General features: G+C 46.3%; 22 protein-coding genes and 1 riboswitch. Of the genes, 1 reads left to right on the forward strand and 21 read right to left on the reverse strand.

The features are described 5' to 3' along the window. Positions 1-45: 45 nt before the first annotated feature. The 16 genes from ribH to ACN6NF_RS14585 all read right to left on the reverse strand — a co-directional run bounded on the left by ribH (position 46) and on the right by ACN6NF_RS14585 (position 16,553). Positions 46-510 (reverse strand): 6,7-dimethyl-8-ribityllumazine synthase, encoded by a 465-nt coding sequence (ribH, locus tag ACN6NF_RS14510; protein WP_025366264.1) that lies wholly within the window; start codon positions 508-510, stop codon positions 46-48. Between the two features lie 29 nt (positions 511-539). Then, entirely contained in the window at positions 540-1,223 is a 684-nt protein-coding gene (gene ribB, locus ACN6NF_RS14515; protein ID WP_474318297.1) for a 3,4-dihydroxy-2-butanone-4-phosphate synthase, read from the reverse strand. 74 nt (positions 1,224-1,297) lie between these two features. Beyond that, on the reverse strand, positions 1,298-1,963 hold the full coding sequence (ribE, locus tag ACN6NF_RS14520) for a riboflavin synthase (protein WP_474318298.1): 666 nt from the start codon (positions 1,961-1,963) through the stop codon (positions 1,298-1,300). Positions 1,964-2,295: 332 nt separating this feature from the next. Then, positions 2,296-2,468: riboswitch (FMN riboswitch) on the reverse strand. Between the two features lie 68 nt (positions 2,469-2,536). Beyond that, positions 2,537-3,004: an IDEAL domain-containing protein gene (locus tag ACN6NF_RS14525; protein ID WP_474318299.1), complete on the reverse strand. Its 468-nt coding sequence runs from the start codon at positions 3,002-3,004 to the stop codon at positions 2,537-2,539. A gap of 218 nt (positions 3,005-3,222) precedes the next feature. Further along, positions 3,223-5,511: a thiamine pyrophosphate-dependent enzyme gene (locus ACN6NF_RS14530; protein ID WP_474318300.1), complete on the reverse strand. Its 2,289-nt coding sequence runs from the start codon at positions 5,509-5,511 to the stop codon at positions 3,223-3,225. Further along, on the reverse strand, positions 5,511-6,524 hold the full coding sequence (locus tag ACN6NF_RS14535; protein WP_474318301.1) for a 2-oxoacid:acceptor oxidoreductase family protein: 1,014 nt from the start codon (positions 6,522-6,524) through the stop codon (positions 5,511-5,513). The genes ACN6NF_RS14530 and ACN6NF_RS14535 overlap by 1 nt, the downstream gene beginning before the upstream one ends. A gap of 255 nt (positions 6,525-6,779) precedes the next feature. Further along, on the reverse strand, positions 6,780-7,214 hold the full coding sequence (locus ACN6NF_RS14540; protein WP_013310775.1) for a peptidylprolyl isomerase: 435 nt from the start codon (positions 7,212-7,214) through the stop codon (positions 6,780-6,782). A gap of 162 nt (positions 7,215-7,376) precedes the next feature. Beyond that, on the reverse strand, positions 7,377-8,744 hold the full coding sequence (gene lysA, locus ACN6NF_RS14545; protein WP_474318303.1) for a diaminopimelate decarboxylase: 1,368 nt from the start codon (positions 8,742-8,744) through the stop codon (positions 7,377-7,379). Positions 8,745-8,854: 110 nt separating this feature from the next. Further along, positions 8,855-10,549 carry a spore germination protein gene (locus tag ACN6NF_RS14550; RefSeq protein WP_474318304.1) on the reverse strand — a complete coding sequence of 565 codons (1,695 nt, stop codon included), beginning with the start codon at positions 10,547-10,549 and terminating at the stop codon, positions 8,855-8,857. A gap of 26 nt (positions 10,550-10,575) precedes the next feature. Continuing rightward, complete coding sequence (locus tag ACN6NF_RS14555) at positions 10,576-10,998, reverse strand: stage V sporulation protein AB (RefSeq protein ID WP_474318305.1); 423 nt, start codon at positions 10,996-10,998, stop codon at positions 10,576-10,578. Then, positions 10,995-11,648: a stage V sporulation protein AA gene (locus ACN6NF_RS14560; RefSeq protein ID WP_474318306.1), complete on the reverse strand. Its 654-nt coding sequence runs from the start codon at positions 11,646-11,648 to the stop codon at positions 10,995-10,997. The genes ACN6NF_RS14555 and ACN6NF_RS14560 overlap by 4 nt, the downstream gene beginning before the upstream one ends. Positions 11,649-11,828: 180 nt before the next feature. Then, positions 11,829-12,584, reverse strand: a complete 756-nt coding sequence (gene sigF / locus ACN6NF_RS14565) for an RNA polymerase sporulation sigma factor SigF (protein ID WP_107733408.1) — start codon at positions 12,582-12,584, stop codon at positions 11,829-11,831. Positions 12,585-12,595: 11 nt separating this feature from the next. After that, on the reverse strand, positions 12,596-13,051 hold the full coding sequence (gene spoIIAB, locus ACN6NF_RS14570) for an anti-sigma F factor (RefSeq protein ID WP_013310781.1): 456 nt from the start codon (positions 13,049-13,051) through the stop codon (positions 12,596-12,598). Beyond that, positions 13,048-13,401 (reverse strand): anti-sigma F factor antagonist, encoded by a 354-nt coding sequence (gene spoIIAA, locus ACN6NF_RS14575; RefSeq protein ID WP_016822255.1) that lies wholly within the window; start codon positions 13,399-13,401, stop codon positions 13,048-13,050. The genes spoIIAB and spoIIAA overlap by 4 nt, the downstream gene beginning before the upstream one ends. 96 nt (positions 13,402-13,497) lie before the next feature. Beyond that, complete coding sequence (locus tag ACN6NF_RS14580; RefSeq protein ID WP_474318307.1) at positions 13,498-14,691, reverse strand: D-alanyl-D-alanine carboxypeptidase family protein; 1,194 nt, start codon at positions 14,689-14,691, stop codon at positions 13,498-13,500. Between the two features lie 221 nt (positions 14,692-14,912). Further along, positions 14,913-16,553, reverse strand: a complete 1,641-nt coding sequence (locus ACN6NF_RS14585; RefSeq protein WP_474318308.1) for a glycosyl hydrolase family 28-related protein — start codon at positions 16,551-16,553, stop codon at positions 14,913-14,915. Positions 16,554-16,755: 202 nt separating this feature from the next. Here ACN6NF_RS14585 and ACN6NF_RS14590 point away from each other — a divergent pair, with 202 nt between their 5' ends. Continuing rightward, positions 16,756-17,946, forward strand: coding sequence for an O-antigen ligase family protein (locus tag ACN6NF_RS14590; protein WP_474318309.1), 1,191 nt, complete (start codon positions 16,756-16,758; stop codon positions 17,944-17,946). Between the two features lie 144 nt (positions 17,947-18,090). Here ACN6NF_RS14590 and ACN6NF_RS14595 read toward each other — a convergent pair whose 3' ends face one another. The 5 genes from ACN6NF_RS14595 to spoIIM form a co-directional block, all read right to left on the reverse strand. Beyond that, positions 18,091-18,915, reverse strand: coding sequence for a purine-nucleoside phosphorylase (locus tag ACN6NF_RS14595; protein WP_474318310.1), 825 nt, complete (start codon positions 18,913-18,915; stop codon positions 18,091-18,093). A 72-nt stretch (positions 18,916-18,987) separates the two neighbouring features. Then, positions 18,988-19,932: a site-specific tyrosine recombinase XerD gene (xerD, locus tag ACN6NF_RS14600; RefSeq protein ID WP_474318311.1), complete on the reverse strand. Its 945-nt coding sequence runs from the start codon at positions 19,930-19,932 to the stop codon at positions 18,988-18,990. 104 nt (positions 19,933-20,036) lie between these two features. Next, positions 20,037-20,279, reverse strand: a complete 243-nt coding sequence (locus ACN6NF_RS14605; RefSeq protein WP_474318312.1) for a YqzK family protein — start codon at positions 20,277-20,279, stop codon at positions 20,037-20,039. Positions 20,280-20,446: 167 nt separating this feature from the next. Next, complete coding sequence (fur, locus tag ACN6NF_RS14610) at positions 20,447-20,944, reverse strand: ferric iron uptake transcriptional regulator (protein WP_016822262.1); 498 nt, start codon at positions 20,942-20,944, stop codon at positions 20,447-20,449. A 101-nt stretch (positions 20,945-21,045) separates the two neighbouring features. After that, a complete protein-coding gene (spoIIM, locus tag ACN6NF_RS14615; RefSeq protein ID WP_474318313.1) occupies positions 21,046-21,699 on the reverse strand; it encodes a stage II sporulation protein M in 654 nt (217 codons plus the stop codon). Positions 21,700-21,703: the final 4 nt, after the last annotated feature.

Genomic DNA, 21,703 nt, shown 5'->3' on the forward strand with positions numbered 1-21,703 from the left:
TTTTCCACTTTGCAGTTTATGCCGTTCTTTCATCCATTTATATAATTAAAACTGCTTACCGAGATTGGCCATTTCAATCGCAGCCAGCGCAGAATCCCAACCTTTATTACCAGCCTTCGTACCTGCCCGTTCAATAGCCTGTTCAATATTTTCCGTAGTCACTACACCAAAAATAATAGGGACACCCGTTTTCAGACTACTTGCCGCCACACCCTTGGCCACTTCATTGCAGACGATATCATAGTGTGAAGTAGAACCACGGATAACCGTGCCAAGCGTAATGACGGCATCATACTTTCCGCTTGCGGCCATTTTTTGTGCAATCAACGAGATTTCAAATGCACCCGGTACCCATGCTACATCAATTTCATCTTCCTGTGCACCATGTCGTTGAAGTGCATCAAGGGCACCGCTTAACAGTTTGCTTGTAATAAACTCATTAAATCTGCCCACCACAATACCATACTTTAAACCATTCGATACGAGATTACCTTCCAGAAAACGTGCCATGCTTATCAACCTCTCTTTTTTTGAATTTTTTACAAGGACAAACGACGACGGTAGTCGATTAAATGCTGAATGCTAATCAGCTTCAATTGATGTCTCTTAGCGATCTCAGCCAAATCAGGCAAGCGGGCCATCGAGCCATCTTCCTTTATAATTTCGCATATGACCCCGGCAGGCTTGAAGCCACTGAGTCGAGCCAGATCAACAGCCGCTTCAGTGTGACCAGCACGCTGCAAGACACCACCATCGCGAGCAATTAGCGGAAACATGTGACCCGGTTTACGGAAATCGCTTCCCGTGATTGCTTCGTCGGCTAAGGCGCGAACAGTCAAAGAGCGCTCGGCCGCTGAAATCCCCGTTGTTGTCTTCATATGATCTACCGATACCGTAAAGGCGGTACCGTGAAAATCTGTGTTTTGCTCTACCATAGGATGCAATTGCAATGCCTCAGCTCTGTGCTGTGTGATCGGCACACAGACCAACCCGCGACCTTCTGTAATCATGAAATTGATCACCTCGGGCGATGCTTTTTCAGCCAAAGCAATAAAGTCGCCTTCATTTTCCCGCTGTTCATCATCCACTACAATAACGACTTTGCCGTTCTTTAAATCGTCCAATGCTTCTTCGATGGAATCCAATCGAATCTCTTCGTCGTGGTGTAACTCACCCTGCTCCATGATGTTTGCCGTTACACTTGTTTGGATGCCTCTATCCATAACCCTCTCCTCCTTATGTCTTATGTCACGAATGCTCCTGAACCATTTTTTCTATTATTCTGTAATAGGCTCTTTCAGGCAAAGCCGTGTTTCGCCAAATAGTCCAAACTAAGTGGGGCTTGATCGGCTTTCTCCATTGATGCTGAACCTCTGTAATGTAAAAGTTGCTCCACATATTTGCCCAATATGTCGCATTCAATATTTACGGTGTCTCCCTCACGTTTGGCTTGTAAGGCCGTTTCCGCTAAGGTGTGGGGGATAATGGATACGGCAAAGCTATCTCTCGTCCGCTGCGCGACTGTGAGGCTGATGCCATCAATTGTAATTGAACCTTTGAGGAGAATATATTTAAATAATGCTTGATCAGAAGGCTCAACTTCGAACACAACCGCATTCTGATCTGATGACACTCCACGAATCGTACCCGTCCCATCCACATGTCCCTGTACGATGTGTCCTCCGAATCTTCCACTCGCTGCCATCGCCCGCTCCAGATTGACTCGACTGCCGGATCTGAGTTCCCTCAAATTACTGCTGCGAAAAGTCTCCGGCATCACATCAACTTTAAAATCTTTAGTACCTATCTGTATTGCTGTCAGGCAAACACCATTCACCGAGACACTGTCGCCTATTTTCAAATCGCCCAATACCACAGAACCCGAAATCCCCAGCACCATCGCTTCACCGCTTTTGGAAATACTTTGAATGCGACCCACTTCCTCAACCAATCCGGTAAACATGCTTTCACTCCTTTCCACTACATTTCAGTTTATCCCTAATTCATCAGCTGTAAGCGCAAATAACCCCCAGTCGGGAATCAATCCGTCATGGGGGTGATGAGAGTCACATATGTAGTATACAAGCGCAGTACATTACTTCTTAAATGATGACATGAAATCACAGATTTACCAATAGAAAGCATGTTTGCAATACAGCCAATTACGCTCAGAACGCCTATCGAAAAGAAAGCTTAATAAAAGCTGTCGTCCGATGCTGTCCTGCAACGAAATAAGCCGTACGTACTTTTACGTATGCTAAAAATTGGCACATGTCACGTCATGCACATGCGCTTCGTATCCTTCTCCCATCCAGACTATACTGTCGGTCCCGGAATTGCACCAGGTCCACCTTCTGCTGATTGATCAGCATCCGGGTCACGGACTAAGCCATGCTGTGTTCGCAGAAGCGATTCACAAACATGTCATCACCGCCGGTGGGGAATTTCGCCCCGCCCCGAAGGATCTTGCTCTTATTTAATTAAATTAACATTAAACTTGTTACGTATATTAGCACCGACTTCAAAAAAAAGCAAGTTATCTAATCGAAGCTCCTGCTTTGGTTTTGACATATTGGCTGGAGAGTTCTTCAAACCAGGTTTTATCATTCATATGAAGCGCCAGATCAATCAGATCGGCCAGTTCGTCGACTCCAAGCTGTGTATCATGGTCAAAGGTAATAATGGCTGAAGCCACAGGTCCTCGTTCTCCCTCAGAGCATGCTTCATAATCCAGTCGTACATCCACATGCCCATCAATAAACTCGCATTTTAGAAAATAAATAATTTCACACATTAAAATAGGGCGCACTTGTGTTTCTAACACGCAATCCATCACCTTGGCAGAATAATGCTGGTTCGTCAGCGTGAATTTGTGTTCAGTTGCCGCCAGGGATGCCCGTCCAAAATCATCCGTAAACTTGAGTTCCACTGGCGTGATGTTCATAACCTTGGGGATTTGTTTTTTTATAATTTCAATTATTTCAACTGTATTCAGCTTAATCATTACCTGCACCTCATTGCATCTTAAAATTCAGAAGAAAATTTATAACATGCCTTCTATAGGCCTCCACTCCTATATCGGAAATCATTACCTGTTTTTTTATGCTTCAACCCATAAACGCAAAAAAAGATTCCTTGCGCAGCAAGCGTAAGGAATCTCAACCGAACCGGTGCCGAAACATCGGCTAACAATGTTACACGATTATTATGCAAAAAACAGAATTATAACTCCGAAATTTCATGTTTCTTTTTCAGGATAGTCCAGCGACGCTCAATCTCCTGCTCAAAGGTAGCAAGCGTTGCTTCCTCTTTGAGAAGATGCTTCGTTTTACCCATTAATTTTAGCCATTCTGCAGCTGGAATCCGTTTTCCCTTGTCTTCCGGATTGTACGTAATCGTCGTACTTCCCTGCTCGATTTCGTACAAAGGAAAGAAGCAAGACTCGACTGCGGCGCCCACGATGCTAGTACCCAGTCTGTCTTCAGATTTCCAGTTCAGCGGGCAGGCGCACAGAATTTTACCATATGCCGTACCCACGTTGTTGGCATACCATTGAGCCTTGGCGGCTTTGCGCAGCATATCCTGCGGATGACTTTCGGCTGCTGTAAAGGCATACGGGATGTTGCAGGCGGCCATAATTTGCACGGTATCCTTATGATGCCCTTGCTTCCCTTTTTGCATTTTTCCTACACCCGACGTACTGGTCATATGCCCCATTGGAGTGGAGTACGATTGCTGCGAACCTGTATTCATGTACCCCTCGTTATCATATTCCAGCATAATCAGTTTATGGTTACGCAGAGCCGCACCAATTGCAGACCCCATACCGATATCCATCCCGCCGTCACCACTGATCATGATAAAGGTCGGATCATCCGACATCTCAATTTCATTACGTCGCTTCATCTCCATGTAAGCTTCCAGCGCTCCTGAAATTGTAGCGGCCCCGTTTTGAAAAAGATTGTGGATCATCGGTTGCTTGTGTGATGTGTATGGGTAACCTGTCGTCACCACATATACGCAGCCAGTCTGGAACAGTACAACAATGTCGCCTTCAATCCCTTTAAAAAATAGCTCAAGCGCAGACAAGGCTCCACAACCAGGACAAGCCCCATGCCCTGGTGTAAGACGGCGTGGTTTGGTTGTTAACGAACGCAGAGGGGGTACCTTGACTTTAAGCTTCCCGGTCGCCTCGTCCGGCGTAACCTGTATCAGACCCGTACGGTATGCATTGCCACGTGGTGGCTGCATGACTTGCGGCATCACCTTGTCCGCTGAACCCGGATTAATCCCGTAATAATCAAAGGGCTTCTCCACTCGTCCAGCCTCTGCCGCCTGAATCGCAAGCTGGAAGAACGCCTCTGCATCTTCCGCATAAAAATCCTTTCCTCCCAAGCCAAAGATACGGCTCAATACGAGGGTTTGATTCAGTGGGTCCTCCTGCAACGCCGCCTTAATTTCGTGGGTTAAATTACCGCCATCCGCCCCGTATGAATCTGCACGTTCACCCACCAACAGCGCCTTGACATGGCGCAGCGCCTCCCGCAGTTGTGCGGCTGGGAACGGCCGGATGATATTCGGACGAATCACACCAGCTTTAATGCCGCGCGCGCGGAGTTGATCCGCCACATCCTTGGCCGATTCAGCCGCCGAATTCAGCAGAAATACCGCAACCTCAGCATCCTCCATATGATACAGGTCCAAAATCGGATATTCCCGACCGGATAAAGCGGCATATTCTGCTGCTACCTGCTCATATACTCCTTCTGAAAGCTTCAACGCTTCGGACAGTTGAACGTGATTATTCGTCAGATCATCACCGTTCATATGCGCACCCACAGTGACAGGATGATCAAAATCCGTAATATTCGGATAATTTAAGTTCGGGTTGGGGCCTACAAAATCGCGCACGGTCTCTGCATCGGCAAAATATTGCACTTTACGTTTTTGATGGGATGTATAAAAACCGTCGTATGCGACCATTACAGGCAACCGTACATCGCTATGCTCTGCGATTTTCAGGGCCATGATGTTCATATCATACACAGCCTGTGGCGTACTTGCCGTCAAAATGACCCAGCCTATATTCAAACCATAATACAGGTCCGAATGATCCCCGCGAATATCCAAGGGACCACTGACAGCTCTTGTCACCAGATTCATAACCATAGGAAAACGGGTGCCTGACTGAACAGGCAACTGTTCCAGCATGTATAGGAAGCCTTGCGAACTGGTGGCGTTCACAACCCGCGCTCCAGCTGCCGCAGCTCCATAACAAATCCCTGCCGAGCCGTGTTCCCCATCTGCTGCAACCAGCTTAATATTATGCTGACCACGCGTTTTCATTTGATCCAGATACTGTGCTACCTCGGTCGATGGAGTAATCGGGAAATATCCCATCATATGATAATTGATCTGCGCAGCCGCCGTAGCTGCCATTTCATTACCGGATTCGAAGGTTGTCACTTGTGCGGCGCCCGTCTGTTTGAGTTCCTCTTCCAGTTTTGCCATTACGCACGCCCTCCTTCATATATCGGAAATTGGTGAGCAACCCGATGCTGCTCCGCCCAGCCCCATTGCTCTCGACGCGAGCTTAACGCCCCCGACGGGCAAATATCTACACATTTCAGACATCCTTTGCAATACTGGTAATCAATCCCTTGCAAAAACGGCATCATTCTTCCGCGTTTGTCTGCTTGCTCTTCCCATACAAAACAGTAATCCGGGCAGATCGAATCACACTTGGCACAATGGGTACATTTATCAGCTTCATATTCAGGCACATAACCCTGACGTGAACCACTAACATCTCTCGTCATACTGTTTCCCTGAGTCGCAATAACGCCCCCCAGTAATTGCGTATCGTACCCCAGCAAAGGCTGTGGACGTTCAAAAACCCGATCCTGCGCGTCATCCGTAACCGGATATACGTGCAGTTCCATTTCCTCAAAACCTCGGTTAAACGTACGCAGATTAGGTTCCACTAATTGTGGATTTTTCTTTTCAAAGGTACTGCGTATAACCGATCTCATTGCTTCCGGGTCCAAGAAATCACAGACACGGAACAAGGCACCCAGCATGGACGTATTTAATTTGGTTCGCTCTTCCAGTGCGATCCCCATTGCATCGACCACGGCTAATGTACCGGATACCAGTCCCAAATCAGCCCGTATTTCTTCTGCCGGACGCGTGGAATTGACCACTACAATCCCATCCGCTGGCAGTCCGCTGATCACATTTACCGTTTTGTATAATGTTTCATGGAAAATGCCTACCACATGCGGTTGCTCAATCGGACTGTGATCCCGAATATCCACCTCTGGCTCACAAAAGCGAACAAAGCTTTTAACCGGACTTCCCTTCTTTTCCGAACCATAGGATGAGAAATTTGAAGCATTCAGCCCTAGACCAAGCACCCCGGTTTCGGCTAACATTTTGCCAGCCAGATTAGCGCCGAGTCCACCAATGGATTCCAGCCGGATTTCAAAGAATCCGAGTCGATTTGTGCGCGTTAAAATAGACAATGTGATGAGCCCCCTTCTTTTCCAACTCTTACTGAGCTTAAATACTCATATAAAATAAATGGAAAATGCATTCTTATGAAAAGGCTATCACAACACTTACTTTTCGAATGTGATCTTACGCACTGTAATACCTACGTGATAGTAAAAATCAGCAAACCGTCAAACAAAAGACAACAAAAGCCGCTCTGTCCAAAGACAGAACGGCTTAGATGCAACGCTATTTAAAGGAATTCATATCATACATGTAATGGTAAATTACACGTCAAATACTTTAACCTCTTTCATTTTGTCGCCTTGTTTTACAGCATCAATGAATTCCATACCTTTGGTTACTTTACCAAATACAGTATGTACTCCATCTAAATGCGGCTGTGGAGCGTAGCAAATAAAGAATTGGCTGCCACCTGTGTTGCGACCTGCATGAGCCATGGACAGAACGCCTTTGGCATGCTTGGTTGTATTCGTAGCTGTTTCACAGTCAATGGTGTAGCCAGGACCGCCTGTACCATTACCGATCGGACAACCACCTTGAGCAACAAAGCCCGGGATGACGCGGTGGAAGCTCAAACCGTTGTAGTAACCGCTGTTTGCCAGCTTTTCAAAGTTAGCAACGGTGTTTGGAGCTTCTTCTGGGAAAAAGTCAATTTCGACGATACCGCCGTTTTCAAGATCTATTCTACCTTTTTTCATTGTTTGTATCTCCTTTTCAACCTGTTTTGAGAACTAAATAACATCAAGTTCCAGTTTACTATGAATTGGCGCGCTTAGCAAAGCCTTGTCCAAAAAAAGGGGCCATTGTCCCCGGTCTATGATTACCGACGCAATGGCCTGCTTGATTTTAGAATTCCACAATCAGGACGAAACCGTAATCTTGGCATTGGGCTGAACCACTGAGCTGGCTTGATCACGAACCAAGCGCTGTGGCAAAACATCGTTGCGTACAATATCTTCGTAGGTTTCCCGACGCACTACCAGCTCAGCCTCACCGTTGTTGACAAATACAACTGCTGGTCGGCGTATCCGGTTATAATTGCTCGCCATGGAGTAATTATAAGCTCCGGTTGAGGCTACAGCTAGCAAGTCTCCGCTATTCGGGCGAGGCAGTTCTACATCCCAAATAAGCATATCGCCGCTTTCACAGCATTTGCCTGCAATAGACACTGTCTCTTCGTTCGCATCTTGTGCTCGATTAGCCAGCATCGCTTCATACTTGGCCTGATACAGTGCAGGACGTGGATTATCTGTCATTCCGCCGTCTACGGAAACATATTTACGAACCTGCGGAATATCCTTGATGCTTCCTACCGTATACAAGGTTGTACCTGAATCACCTACAATACTGCGTCCCGGCTCAATCCAAATTTCTGGAAGCTCATCGTAAAGTCCTGAAAAATGAGTTTTCACCGCTTCAGCGATAGCCTGTACATAGGTGGATAGTTTCAGCGGTGTGTCCTCCTCTGTATAACGGATGCCAAATCCACCACCAAGATTAATCACCTTGAAGGAAAACTGAAGCTGCTCCTTAATCTCTCTGCAAAAAGCTGCGACCCGCTCGGCAGCCATTTGGAAGCCATTGACTTCGAAGATTTGCGAACCGATATGAGAATGTACGCCCAGCAGGTTAAGATGATCCAGCTTGATAGCCTGTTCCACCGCTTGACGGGCCGTACCATTCGCAATGTCAAAACCAAATTTTGAATCTTCTTGACCTGTGGCCATATATTCATGCGTATGCGCTTCAACCCCTGGCGTAACCCGCAGTAAAATATTGACCTGTTGTCCTTTTTCAGAGGCGAGAGCCTGTAACAAATGCAATTCCATCTTACTATCAACGACGAAGCAGCCAATTTGCGCCTCTAACGCCATTTCAATTTCTTCCGGCGTCTTGTTATTCCCATGAAAATGGATTCGTTCTGCCGGGAACCCTGCTTGGAGCGCTGTAAACAGTTCTCCACTAGAAACAACGTCGAGCGACATTCCTTCTTCAGCAGCTAAAGCGCACATGGCCATAACACAAAATGCTTTGCTTGCATAAGCCACTTGAAACTTTAAACCGGTCTCACGAAATGCTTCTATAAATTCCCGGCAACGCCGGCGGACTAACTGTTCGTCTACAATATATAGTGGCGTGCCAAAACGCTCTTTCAAAAGCGTGGTATCACATCCACCAATCTCCAAATGTCCATTGCTGTTAATTTTACTGCTTCCATGCAAATACATGTTCTGGCGCCTCTCTTTCTGGAACAAGCTAGTCATATTCCATCGAATGTTTACACCAGTATAGCAAAAAAAACATCAAGAACAATGGATTTTTATGCAGATCATTTATATTAATGCTCCTGTCCATTGCCTGAGTTCGAATCTGTGTTGGCATCCGTATGGGGCATACGCGTATTGTCCCTCGTTTTATTAAATGACGGGCGGTTAGGCGCATCAAGTACAGGCATACGGAACAAGATGGAAGCTAACGCTTTAGCATTAAAAGGGATAAACGGCCATAAATAAGAAGAATTATATGACCGATGCAGCGTTAGCATCAAAATGATCAGTGTCGTGCCCACGACAAAGCCTGGCACGTGAAAAATAGCAACAGCAACTAGCAGGAATAGTCGAATCAGTCTATTCGCGAGTCCCAGCTCATAGCTCGGTGTTGCGAACATTCCTATAGCAGCAACAGCCATGTACAATACGACTTCATTTACGAACAGTCCTGTCTTAACCGCTATATCACCAACCAGAATGGCTGCAATCAATCCCATAGCGGAAGCCAGTGGTGTCGGGGTATGCACAGCTGCCATTCGCATAAGATCGACCCCTAGTTCCACAATGATAAACTGGGCAATCAGCGGAAAATGTGCTTCCTTTTGAGGGCCGATAAAATCGAGAAACGCCGGTTTTAATTCGGGATTGATAACCATTAGCAGCCACATCGGAAGCAGAAACATCGAGGCAAATATGCCTATAAAACGTACCCAGCGCAGATAGCTACCCATAAAAGCGGTTTGCCGATTCTCTTCTGCATGCTGGCACAGGTCAAAAAATGTGGTAGGCAAAATCATTACGCTGGGTGAGGTATCAACGAAAATAACGAGCCTTCCTTCCATAATATGCGAAGCCACAACATCTGGTCGCTCTGAATATCGTACTAGTGGATATGGATTCCAACCTTTATTGATAATCGTCTCCTCTAATTGCTTATCAGCCAGTGGAATACCATCCAGATTGACATTTTTAATTTTGTCTCGTACGGTATCCACCATGACCTTATCCACAATATCATCGATATAGCCCAAGCATACATCTGTTCGGGTTCGGCGTCCGACCTGCATAGCCTCAAATTTAAGTCCGGGGTCTCGCAAACGCCGACGCACTAAACCTACATTCGTAAGCATTGTCTCCGTAAAACCATCGCGTGCACCGCGCACGACTCTCTCCAAGGAAGGTTCCTCTGGACTCCGTACCGGGTAATTACGAGTATCCAGAATAACAGCAAAACGCTCGCCTTCCATGAAGAGGGCACTCATTCCCGTCAGCACCTTGTTTATGACAACGGACATCTTATCTGTCTTCTCCACCTGTATATGTGGAATAAAATTTTCAAAATATGCTTGGAGTCCATCTGAAGTTATGTCATCCGGCGTCAGATAGGTAAGCCGCTTTAGCACCTCAAGCATGATCTGATCTTTGGCAAAGGTATTCAGAAACAGATACCCAATGTGGCGACCACCAGTTGTCATTTCCCTGAATACAACATCAAAGGTCTCTCCCAAACCCAATACCATTTTTAGGGTTTCACGATTTTCCTTCATCTTTGGCGAAATATCATCCTCAATCTGCCAATAACGAATGGATTCCTCTACATTATCAGAACGCTCGCTTTCTTTTTTGTGCTTAAAACGAGCGGCTTCCTGCTCCTGCTTTTGCTTCCAGGAACCCAATCTTTCCCCGTCAGTATCATTATTCCTTCCAATTGCTCCGTCTCCATGATAATGCTCCTGCTGATCGTGATCCGTTCTGTGATCCATATCTCTTGCCCCCTTCTCTTTCGCTATTAACGGTTGTATACAAACCAATCAAATAAGGAACCCGTTACCTTGCCAAGCACCATTGCCATTAACAGACCGAACATGTATACGGTCATATGGAGTCGCTTGGCCAGTATGGGCAGGAGATTCAGCACCTCTGTTAGAGCTGCGGCGAGCAAGCCAATAAACACTCCGCAAAACAGCCCAGGTATCCATGTAAACATGCCAGGTAATGGCAAGCAAATGTTCCAAAAATCGGCCACAGTTCCCACCACTGAACCTAAAACCATCGCCTTTTCGTATGCACGTGATTTTTTATACGTCCGGGTGAGTTGTGCTAATCTCGGCATGATATCCAGCACAATAAAAAAAGCAATCACACCGCTACCTACCGCCAGCCCCCCAGCGATACCCAAAATAATCTGAAGTGTAGCCTGTACAAATATCATGGCTTCTTATCCTTTGTCTGCAGACGAGCCATCTTTTCGTACTCCTCTGCCACAACGTACTGATCCACATTTTCCTGATACAGATACATTTCCACCTCCAGTGGTGTCGGCTCCTCATTCCATTTTTTCTTGAACAAGTGGTTAAAAAATACGATCATGCCAAAGCCGATACCGATCGAATAAGCAATTTGGAACAAGTACGGATGCTCATCCTTTTGTCCCGTAATCATTTCCACAATCCGAACCTGTACTTCCATCATGCTAACGTCAGCATGAAAGTTCATAATCGTCAGCGCAGAGCCAAAAAATAGAAGCAACCATACCAACACAAACAGTATCTTGGATGGCTTACGGGGCTTCTCCACAAGTTCCACAAGTACATGGGGTTTCCCGAGAGATTCAACGACGACTCCGGGAATATGATCTCTAATTTTTGAGATGATCTGAAGCATGTCTACCAGTATCAAATTACCGTCCTGCTTCTGCGGCCGCTTGAGAACAATCTCAAGCAGATCCTTTTCCCATTCGGGATCCGCCAACAGGTGGGCTACATCGCCCAAACGTAAATCCTGGCCTTGTATCATGCGCACACGGCTGCGGAGCCGCAGGTAGACAATAGGAGCCACTGTAGGAGCCGGACTATGATTCATCCGATTCCCTCCTTATCCTCGTAATTACCGATTAGTATGGAGCGAAGCAAGCAAACCTATTCTGTGTATTGTTTTTTGTCACACGCAAAAAAGAGTACTCCTGGCCACTTACAATGGCTTTGGAATACCCTTTAAAATGCGTAAGCATAAGGATTTGACTCACTAAAATCCTGCCCTTCATTATTGAGCAATCTGATCGCGAATCAGTTGTAAAATCTTTTTTTCCAATCGTGATACCTGCACCTGAGAAATACCAAGACGACTTGCAACCTCTGACTGAGTCTGATCCCGGTAATAACGCAGGTACACAATCAATCGCTCCCGTTCAGATAATCCGTCAATGGCCTCATTCAGCGCCAGCTTGTCAAACCATCTTTCCTGCGATTCGTCGGCAATCTGATCCATAAGTGTAATCGGATCCCCGTCATTTTCAAACACCGTTTCGTGAATCGAGGTAGGAGGCTTATTGGCCTCCTGCGCAAAAACAACATCCTCCGGTGTCACCCCCAGCTCATCAGCAACCTCCTTGACTGTAGGCAGGCGATTGAGCCGTTTGGATAGCTCGTCCTTCATTTTGCGGACCTTATTGGCTGTTTCCTTCAAGGAACGGCTAACCTTGAGTGTACCGTCATCTCGAAGAAAACGTTGAATCTCACCGATAATCATCGGTACCGCATATGTTGAAAATTTGACTTCGTAGCTGAGATCGAATTTATCCACCGATTTTAACAATCCGATGCAACCAATTTGAAAAAGATCATCAGGTTCATACCCCCGGTTCATAAAGCGCTGCACGACAGACCAGACGAGCCGGATATTACTATTGACCAGTGTCTCACGAGCTTCATTATCACCAGATTGGCTCAGTGCAATAAGCCGCTTGACTTCTGTATCCTCCAAATAGCTGTGCGAAGTTTTTTTTCCTCCTGCTTCCATAGGATCAACTCCTAATTATATAAAGCTTTCTTGGATTCAATCCTTTTCTTCATCCGGACCGACGTGCCTCCGCCCGGCTCACTGACTGCTTCGAACTCATCCATGAAATTTTCCATAATCGTAAAGCCCATACCGGAGCGTTCCAATTCAGGCTTGGACGTATAGAGGGGCTGCTTGGCCAGCTCCAGATCTTCAATTCCCCGTCCTGCGTCCTCAACGACCAACGTAATCACGTCCGCTTCAATCCCGACTTTAATCGTTACGACACCTGATGGATCGCTGTCATAACCGTGAATAATACTGTTTGTCACCGCTTCAGACACGACGGTCTTCAAATCGCTAAGCTCATCCATTGTGGGATCAAGCCTGGAAATAAAGGCCGCCACAGCCACGCGGGCAAAAGCTTCATTTTCCGATTTGGCGGCAAACTGCAAGCTCATGAAATTGTTCCCCGTGCCTTCTCTCATGACACAACCTCCAGTTCCGTGAGCGCATTTACCTCGTTGTCATAAATGGGCATGATTTTAAACAAGCCTGACATATCCAGCAGTCGATGTACTGGCGGATTGACATCACAGACTGCCATTTTCCCGCCCTTTTGCTTGATCAGTTTGTATCGTCCCAAGATAACGCCAAGGCCGGAACTATCCATAAACTGAAGATTCTTCAGGCTGAGCACGATATGCTCGCATTGCCGGCGCTGAATCGCCTCATCCATTTGCATACGGACCATATCCGACGTATGGTGATCAAGTTCACCAGACAACCTTACAATAAGTACTCCCCGGTGATGCTCCATTTCAATTTGCAGGTTCATGCTTACTCACTCTCCTCCCGGTCTTGGACAAGGATTTCTACGTAGTCGCAGACGATTCCTGCCCTCCGACAAAACTAGAAGAAAACCCCGTAAAATCTACAAAGAAAATAGGTTCGACATGGTACGTTTAAACAATTTCCACCAGCCGGCCTTTTCGATAGCCACAGGCGAAGTGATATTAAACTCCTTTAGACGTTGTCCATCCTGATAGACGACCAGCTTACCAACGGGGTCCCCCACCCGGACAGGAGCTTTAAGACTTGGGGTCAGTTGCAGCTCGTGACGCAGCGTTTGTTTGTTGCCCCCTTTTTTCACTAGCACACTGTAAGACCGATCAGCCTGAATTTCCAGTTCTGGTAATACACCTTTTTCAACTTTTACACTGCCCAGCTTTTCACCTGGCTTATATATGGATTTCATTGTATATTGAGAAAATGCGTAGTCGAACATGGAAGAAACCTCATTATTGCGTATCTTCGTGTTCGGCTCACCGAGGACAACAGCTACGACACGTAAGCCATCACGCTTCGCCGTAGCGGAAAGACAGAACTTTGCTTCTGACGTATACCCCGTTTTCAGACCGTCTGCTCCGGTATAGAAGCGAACAAGCTTGTTCGTATTCACCAGCCAAAAGGGCTTGACCGAGGATTTGCGCAAATAGTCCTGATAGGCTCCCGTATATTTCGTAATTTGCGGATATTTCAACAGTTCCCGGCTCATAACCGCAATATCATGCGCAGAGGAATAGTGATTTTCTACGGGTAAACCGTTGCAATTGGCAAAATGCGTATCTTTGAGTCCAAGCTGCTGCACCTTGGCGTTCATCATCTCGACAAAAGCCTGTTCAGACCCTGCGATTTTCTCTGCCATCGCTACAGAGGCGTCGTTGCCCGAAGCCATCGCAATTCCCTTCAGCATCTCATCGACCGTCATTTCTTCTCCTGGTTCCAGGAAAATTTGCGAACCTCCCATTGAAGACGCATACTCACTGGCCCGCACTTTATCGGTCAGCTTGAGCTTGCCGTCATGAATGGCCTCCATTGTCAGCAGCATCGTCATAATCTTGGTGATGCTTGCTGGAGGAAGCTTTTCACGACTGTTTTTTTCATAGATGACTGTGCCTGTATCTGCATCCATCAAGATCGCCGAAAGAGCCTCGGGAGCCAGCTCAGCTGCTGACCCTTCTTTGGTTTTGCTTTCAGGTCTGCTTTCTTCGGCCCAACCGCCGACAGGGACGGCAGTCAAGGCTACCAGACAAGCCAGGATGAACGCCACCACTTTTTTCTTCACAATCGGTTCCCTCCTCAACATATTGGCGTAAAGCACCGGAGCCCTTTTACTGAACTCTCCGGCTATTCGCGTGCTGCTAACCATTGTCGTCAGAATGAAAGAAAAATATTCCATATGAATAAAAACGTCAAATAGCACCAAGCTGAGCCAGCATGGTGCGTATTTCCCGATATATCAACGACACAACATCTATCGTCTGTAAATTAATCTATAAAAATTGTTTAAATTCGGCTAACGGTGAGATATGTAATACCTCCACCTGGTAAAATATCCACCGCATTTTGACTAAACACCCGTATATCAATAAAAGAATTCGCTTCGAGTCTAAGTTCCATTGCTCCACTCAATGCACTATAGTTCAGTCCGCCAATCACCCTGTCATCGAGATATGCATAGGCAGAACTTCCGGCAAGCTGCTCATCATTCAGGTGAAGTGCCAGCCGTGTCCGGTTGCCATCTACTTGGGGATCGGTCGAAATGTAGACTTGTATTCTGTATTTCCCAGCTCGCTTGGCTCGCCATCGACTATTCGAACCATCGAATTCGGTCAACTCATCATGATTGATTTGATTGAACCTTACTTTCTGCCAGCTACCTGCAGGGATATTTTGCCTTGAACCAAGATAGGCTTTGACAAAGGTTTCATTTAAATGTTCAATACCGTTATTCGAATATTTCTCTACAAGCAACAAAGCTTGCCCTGTCCCATTATTCTCGTCATAACGATTATTGCTATAGCTAAAATCCAAATGTGAGCGAAGTGTCACCTGCTGTGTGGAAGAACTGCCAGAGAAACAAATAAGCTGTTTTAGATTACGGGGATATCCACCCACCTCGTCCACCAAAACTTTTTTGCCAATGACCACATCCACAAAATAATTGCACACCGATTGGGTGTCATCGTATTTGTCTGCTATCGCCAAAATAGAGTCGCGCAAGGCAACATTTTTGGTTTCTTTCGTAGCACCAATTTGGATAAAAGAAGGTACTGTCATCTTGTGTTCTCTGCTTAGTCCCTCGAACCAGCATCCTATAAATTCTGCATTCATAAAATCATTTATTAGAATAGGAATATCACTGGAACTCCCATCCTTAATGTGCTGGCTAGCCATAAATCTCGCCCCGTTAGAACTATTCAGATCCAGCGCCGTATCGTTCCCGAGCGTAAAAAGCGCAATGCTTGTAAACTGTGAACTTCTGTTCTGCAAGTGAATCCCTATTTTATTGTAATTTATCTCCGTGCATTTAAATAAGTTCACATCACTTTCATAGCCCCAAAAAGCCGTTTCAAAATGTTCAATCAAGACGTTATCCAGAACAACGCCGCCGCCCTTCCAATCCTGAATGCCCATAGTACCTTTGCCATAATACCCGCGCTTCACTGACTGCGAAAAAGGATTATTTAAAGTGGCTCTGTCGGTCCCTTCGTACCGGATCGATAAGTCATGGAACTGCACATTTTGAAAGCCACTAAACGATGGCAGACTTTCGTCACCAATTTGGAAACAAGGGCCCGTGCCATAATATTCAATCGATGTAACTCCCTTACCCTGTCGGTATCTGCCCTTATGAATCCCAAAAATGCGCATACCCTGCTTGCGAATCTGAAGGGTAGATGTTATTTTGTATCGGCCGCTGGGGATGTGAAGAATGGAGTAATCGGGGGTCTTGTTAATCAATTCTTGCAAAGCTGCCGTGTCGTCCTGAATACCATCACCCGCAGCTCCAAACCAGCTTACGTTTACACTGCGTTCCATGAATTCTTTTTCAATGGCTTTAAAATTGTCATTTAATTGCTGAGGCGTTAACTCTTGGCCCGTACCACTCAAATTCAACTTCAAACGATCTGTAAAATCCGCCACCCAAACACCCCCATTGTTAAAAACGTGAAAATACTTTCAGACTATACCGAAGAATTCTTCATTTTCTTAGCATGGACTGAGTATATGCACAATAAGGCTTGCTCTAGGATCGCGAAAAATGAAAATAAATATTTTATTATGATTGTACAAGAAGATACATTTTGTATATTATAGATACATAACGTATCTAGGCGGTGAAACCGTGAAACACATACTCACAGTAGCCGGTTTACTGGCTTTCTCGATTCCCTTTGCCTGTCAGGGTTTGTCTCCCAGAGTGATCACGATTTCTCTGCTTATCTTGTTGTTTAGCTATATCATGCTTCTGCCTTCACTCAAATCATTGATCGCGATCCTAGCTGATAATCCTTTGCTGACTTTACTCATGATGTACATCGCCGCCTCCTGTATATGGGCTGAACAAGAGCAGACCTCTTCTGTGCTAATGGTTCTCAAATTTATTGCCTTCTCTACCTTTGGACTCTATCTGGTCACCCATTATACAGCACAGGGCTGCATACGCCTCTTAGTCGTTACATTAAGTATTCTGAGCATACTCAATCTACTCGCCGTTGTGCTCGTTCCTTCCTTTGCCATTCATGGCGGTGTGGAACATACTGGACTGTGGAAGGGAATCTCCGGTCATAAAAATACACTTGGAACCCTCTCGCTGTTAAGTTTTGTTTCACATGTCATATATTTTTTCAGGGGCACACGCAAAGCCTTACATATTGGCTTCATCTTACTCAATGCCTTATTGCTCATCGAATGCCAGTCTACCACCTCATTGGTGCTGACATCTTCACTCTTCGTATTTATTTTATTTATATTGTTATTTAAAAGAATTCGAAGCATCGCGTTGCGGGGGTTCTTTGTTAGCTGTTCCTGCTTACTTGTTCTGTTGGGTTTGGCACTTACCTTTACCTATAGAGATGCGATTGCCTCGGAATTCGGAAAAACAACAACCTTAACCGGAAGAACGGAAATTTGGCAGGGAATTGATGGTGCTATTCAGAGCCACTACTGGTTCGGACATGGTTACGGCTCCTTCTGGGCAGCCCGACCCAGCATTTATGCGAACGGCATCCGTTTTGATCTGACGAGCAGCCATAGCGGCTTTCGAGATCTATGGATCGACGTGGGTCTTATAGGACTACTTGCAACGGTTATACTCGTCATAACTACCTTATTTAAAATCAGAATCGGCAAAACAGATATGTATACTTGGCTGACGGCAGCCGTTTTTTTCCTGTTCATCGTATTGAACAATATAACGGATAGTCGTTTTCTAAACTCATTAGCCATTTACTGGATTATTTTCATGGTCATTGTGATCAAGGTGCAAGAGCGACATAGACTAACTGTAGCAGAAAAAGCGAATACAGCTGCATGAAGCACACGTCCTCTTCACTAGGCGATCATACTCAGCTCAACCATGGTATGTAAAAAGAACCCCGTATCCCACGCCATTAAAAGGCGCTCGGATATGGGGTTCTTTGGAGATGCCCACCGTTTCGAATGGAAAATTATACTCCATCTACATTTGTGGAATAATCGCCAATACCAATTTCAGGAATTGTTCACGTACCTTCTCTGCCGTCTCCATCACTTCACCATGGGACAAAGGCTGGTCCAAGATGCCTGCAGCCATATTGGTGATACAGGAGAAGCCTAGTACCTCAATCCCCGCATGACGAGCTACAATAACCTCAGACACGGTCGACATCCCTACTGCGTCTGCCCCTAGTGTACGCAGCATAACGATTTCAGCAGGCGTCTCATAGTTGGGTCCCAGCAATCCGGCATATACACCTTCCTGCAGGCTGAAGCCTTGTTGGGTAGCCGTATATTTGGCAATTTCACGTAAGCGGCGGCTGTACGCCTCCGACATATCTGGGAAACGAACACCCAGGGCAGCATCGTTCGGGCCAATCAGCGGATTTTGCCCAGTCAAATTCAGATGATCCGAGATGACCATCAGATCGCCCGCTTTGTAGGAAGTATTCACACCACCTGCGGCATTCGTCACCAGCAGGCTTTGAATCCCCAGCTGCTTCATCACCCGAACAGGGAAAGCAGTCAGCTGTGGACCATAGCCCTCATACATATGAAAGCGCCCCTTCATCATGACGACAGCGCGACCTTCAATAGTGCCTAACAGTAACTCCCCCTCGTGGCCTTCTACCGTTGATACGGGAAAATGGGGAATATCCTGATAAGGAATACTAACTCCATCTTGAATCAAATCGGCCAAAATACCGAGGCCTGATCCCAGAATAAGACCAATCTCTGGACTTATTCCGCTCTTAGCACGGATATAGTCTGCTGCTTCCTGAATTGTAGCTTGGTTGGCTGTTGACATAAATATCTCTCCTGACTTGTACAATCGTAAAGTTATAGTCATTATCACATTTTCTATGATAGCAAAGCGACGTTACGTTTGATCCTTGCTTTCATGAGAAGTGCGGTTGCCGCCGTGCGGATGATGCATTTCATATACTTCCTTCATGTTCCGTCTAGCGGTCTGCGCATATACCTGCGTCGTTGACAGATCAGCATGACCCAACATTTCCTGTACAGAGCGTAAGTCCGCTCCGCCCTCCAGCATATGTACCGCAAAGGAGTGTCGCAGCGTATGGGGCGTGATATCCTTGCTTATGCCTGCCTCCTGAGCGTACTTCTTAATTATTTTCCAGAAGCCCTGTCTACTGAGCCGCTGACCCGATACATTCAAGAACAAGGCTTCCTGCTCTGTCTGAGCCTCTTCACCCTGCCCGGGTCGCAGCAACGCTGGACGCTGCTCGTCCAAGTAGGCTTGTGCCCACTGTGATGCCTCACGGCTGATCGGTACAACACGCTCCTTGCCCGCCTCGCCGCCACAGTGTACAAAACGCAAATCGATGCGCACATCACGCACGTTCAGGGCAATCAGCTCTGATACGCGGATGCCCGTCGCATACAACAACTCTAGCATGGCCTTATCTCGCCCCCCTTGCGGGGTACTCACATCCGGCGCTGCCAGTAAACGCTCTATTTCATCCTGTGTTAACACCGAGGGCTTTTTTTTAGCGGCTTTGGGCAGCTCCACCAGAACGGACGGATCATGGTCCGCGATTCCCTCCCGAATGAGAAAATGAAAAAAGGAGCGTATAGAGGCGACGCTACGTGAAATGGTCGCCGCGGCTTTTCCCTCTTCCTTCAGACGCCCCAAATACAGCACCAGATGTGACCGCTGTACATTGTCCGGCTGCTCAAGACCACAGCTTTCTGCGAACTCGGCAAACTGCTGTACGTCCCGTTGATACGCTTCCAATGTGCTGCGCGACAAACCCTTTTCCTCTTCCATATATTGAACGAAAGGTTGAATATACATTTTCATGAGCTCCAAAACTCTCCTTGTCCTGCATACAGCGATTCCGTTGTTGCGCTTGCTTCTTTGTGTACGGACTTCAAATCATCATCTCATCAAGAAGATTACATAGCCTACTCACCATACCAATAAAAGAAACGTAAACGTTCCAACACCGCTATTCGTTGCTCGGACCCTTCATTCACTGTTTGTCCGCCAAATACCTTAACTGCATGTCCTTCCGGTATTCGGTAATGATCTACAGGTGATATCCAATCTGTAAACAGCCTGAGGCTATAATAGAACATACATGCCAACACCCCGAATAAGATCAGCAAGCGCAGCCATTGTAGTCCTCTCCGCAATGATAATACCATGTGGATCAGCCGCCTTTTTCCAAAATATAGTCCCTATTTAGGGCTCTCTATGGAAGGGTATGACAAGCTATTCCGTTTTATACCACTTGATCTCATACAGCAAATTCTGAACCAAAAAAGCTCCCCCGAACGCGTCTTCGTCGGTGAGAGCTTGGGTAGTCAGCTTATTAATCCTGTGATTTGTTTTTCTTGGTTTTGCCCAAGGATTTCTGGGCGGTCGTATCGTTCTTCGCCTTGCAACGATAACAAATACCGTGGAAGTCCAATCGATGGTCCACTACAGTAAAATTATATTCCCGTTCCAAACGCTCCTCTAACGGTCCAAGCCAATCTTCCAGTATTTCATCTACACTGCCGCACTGCACACATATCAAATGGTGGTGGTGATGTTTGGTTGTATCGCCGCGCAAATCATAACGCGCAACGCCATCGCCAAAATTAATTTTCTCCACGACATGCAGTTCACTTAGCAGTTCTAGGGTACGGTATACGGTTGCCAGACCGATTTCGGGAGCTTTCTCTTTGACGAGCATAAATACATCTTCCGCACTCAGATGATCATCTTCGTTCTCAAGTAAAACTCTGACGGTGGCTTCCCGCTGAGGCGTTAGTTTGTAGCCCTGGGATTGTAGTTGCTGCTTAATTTTTTCGATCCGTGCTTCCATGTGTCTCCCTCCCCCTGCAAAGCTACTGCCTACTGCACTTTTTTTCACTCCTATTATTATAGGGGGTCTATACAAATAAAGTCAAACATTTTGAAATGAGATCAAGATGTCACGGAAGCCGTCAACATGGGAGTGACCCATTGCATCATAACCGGGGTGACCCAGGTTTCAAAGGACGCGCTGCCGATAAGCAGCACCATCATCACAGCAGTCAATCCTGCGTAAGAAAGCAACGGACGCAACATGCCGTCTGATGGCCGAGTAGCAAGTATTTTGGTTTTGATCATATGAATGGAAAAAGTCATCGCTGCCACACTACAGACGAGTAGTACCGGAATCACGAGCAGGTTATGTGGAGCAACGGAAACCAATGAAAATAAGAGTCCTTTCCACGAATATTGCCCTACCATATAACCTACAGAAAATCCGATCAACACACCCTTGAGAAAATTTAACACAAGAATACCTGGGAGTCCAATAACCGAAAGTCCGCATACCCAAATGAGACCCGCCCATTTAAGATGTAAAGATACGCTGTCCCAAAAGGTCGAGGCCGCTTGCGAATCAGCAAAGCCCTGCTTGTTTTGATTGACCGTCACAAAAAAATCCTTCAGATAACGGGACAAATCCTGCAACTGTTCCAGGGAGAGTGCATTTACCATGAGTGCGCCAAAGACAACTCCCACTAGAAACAGTACAGCCAAGAAAACATAATACGGCGTCTGATCCTTTAATGTATGACGAAACCATTGCATCTGG

The organism is Paenibacillus sp. TSM33, from assembly GCF_056099025.1.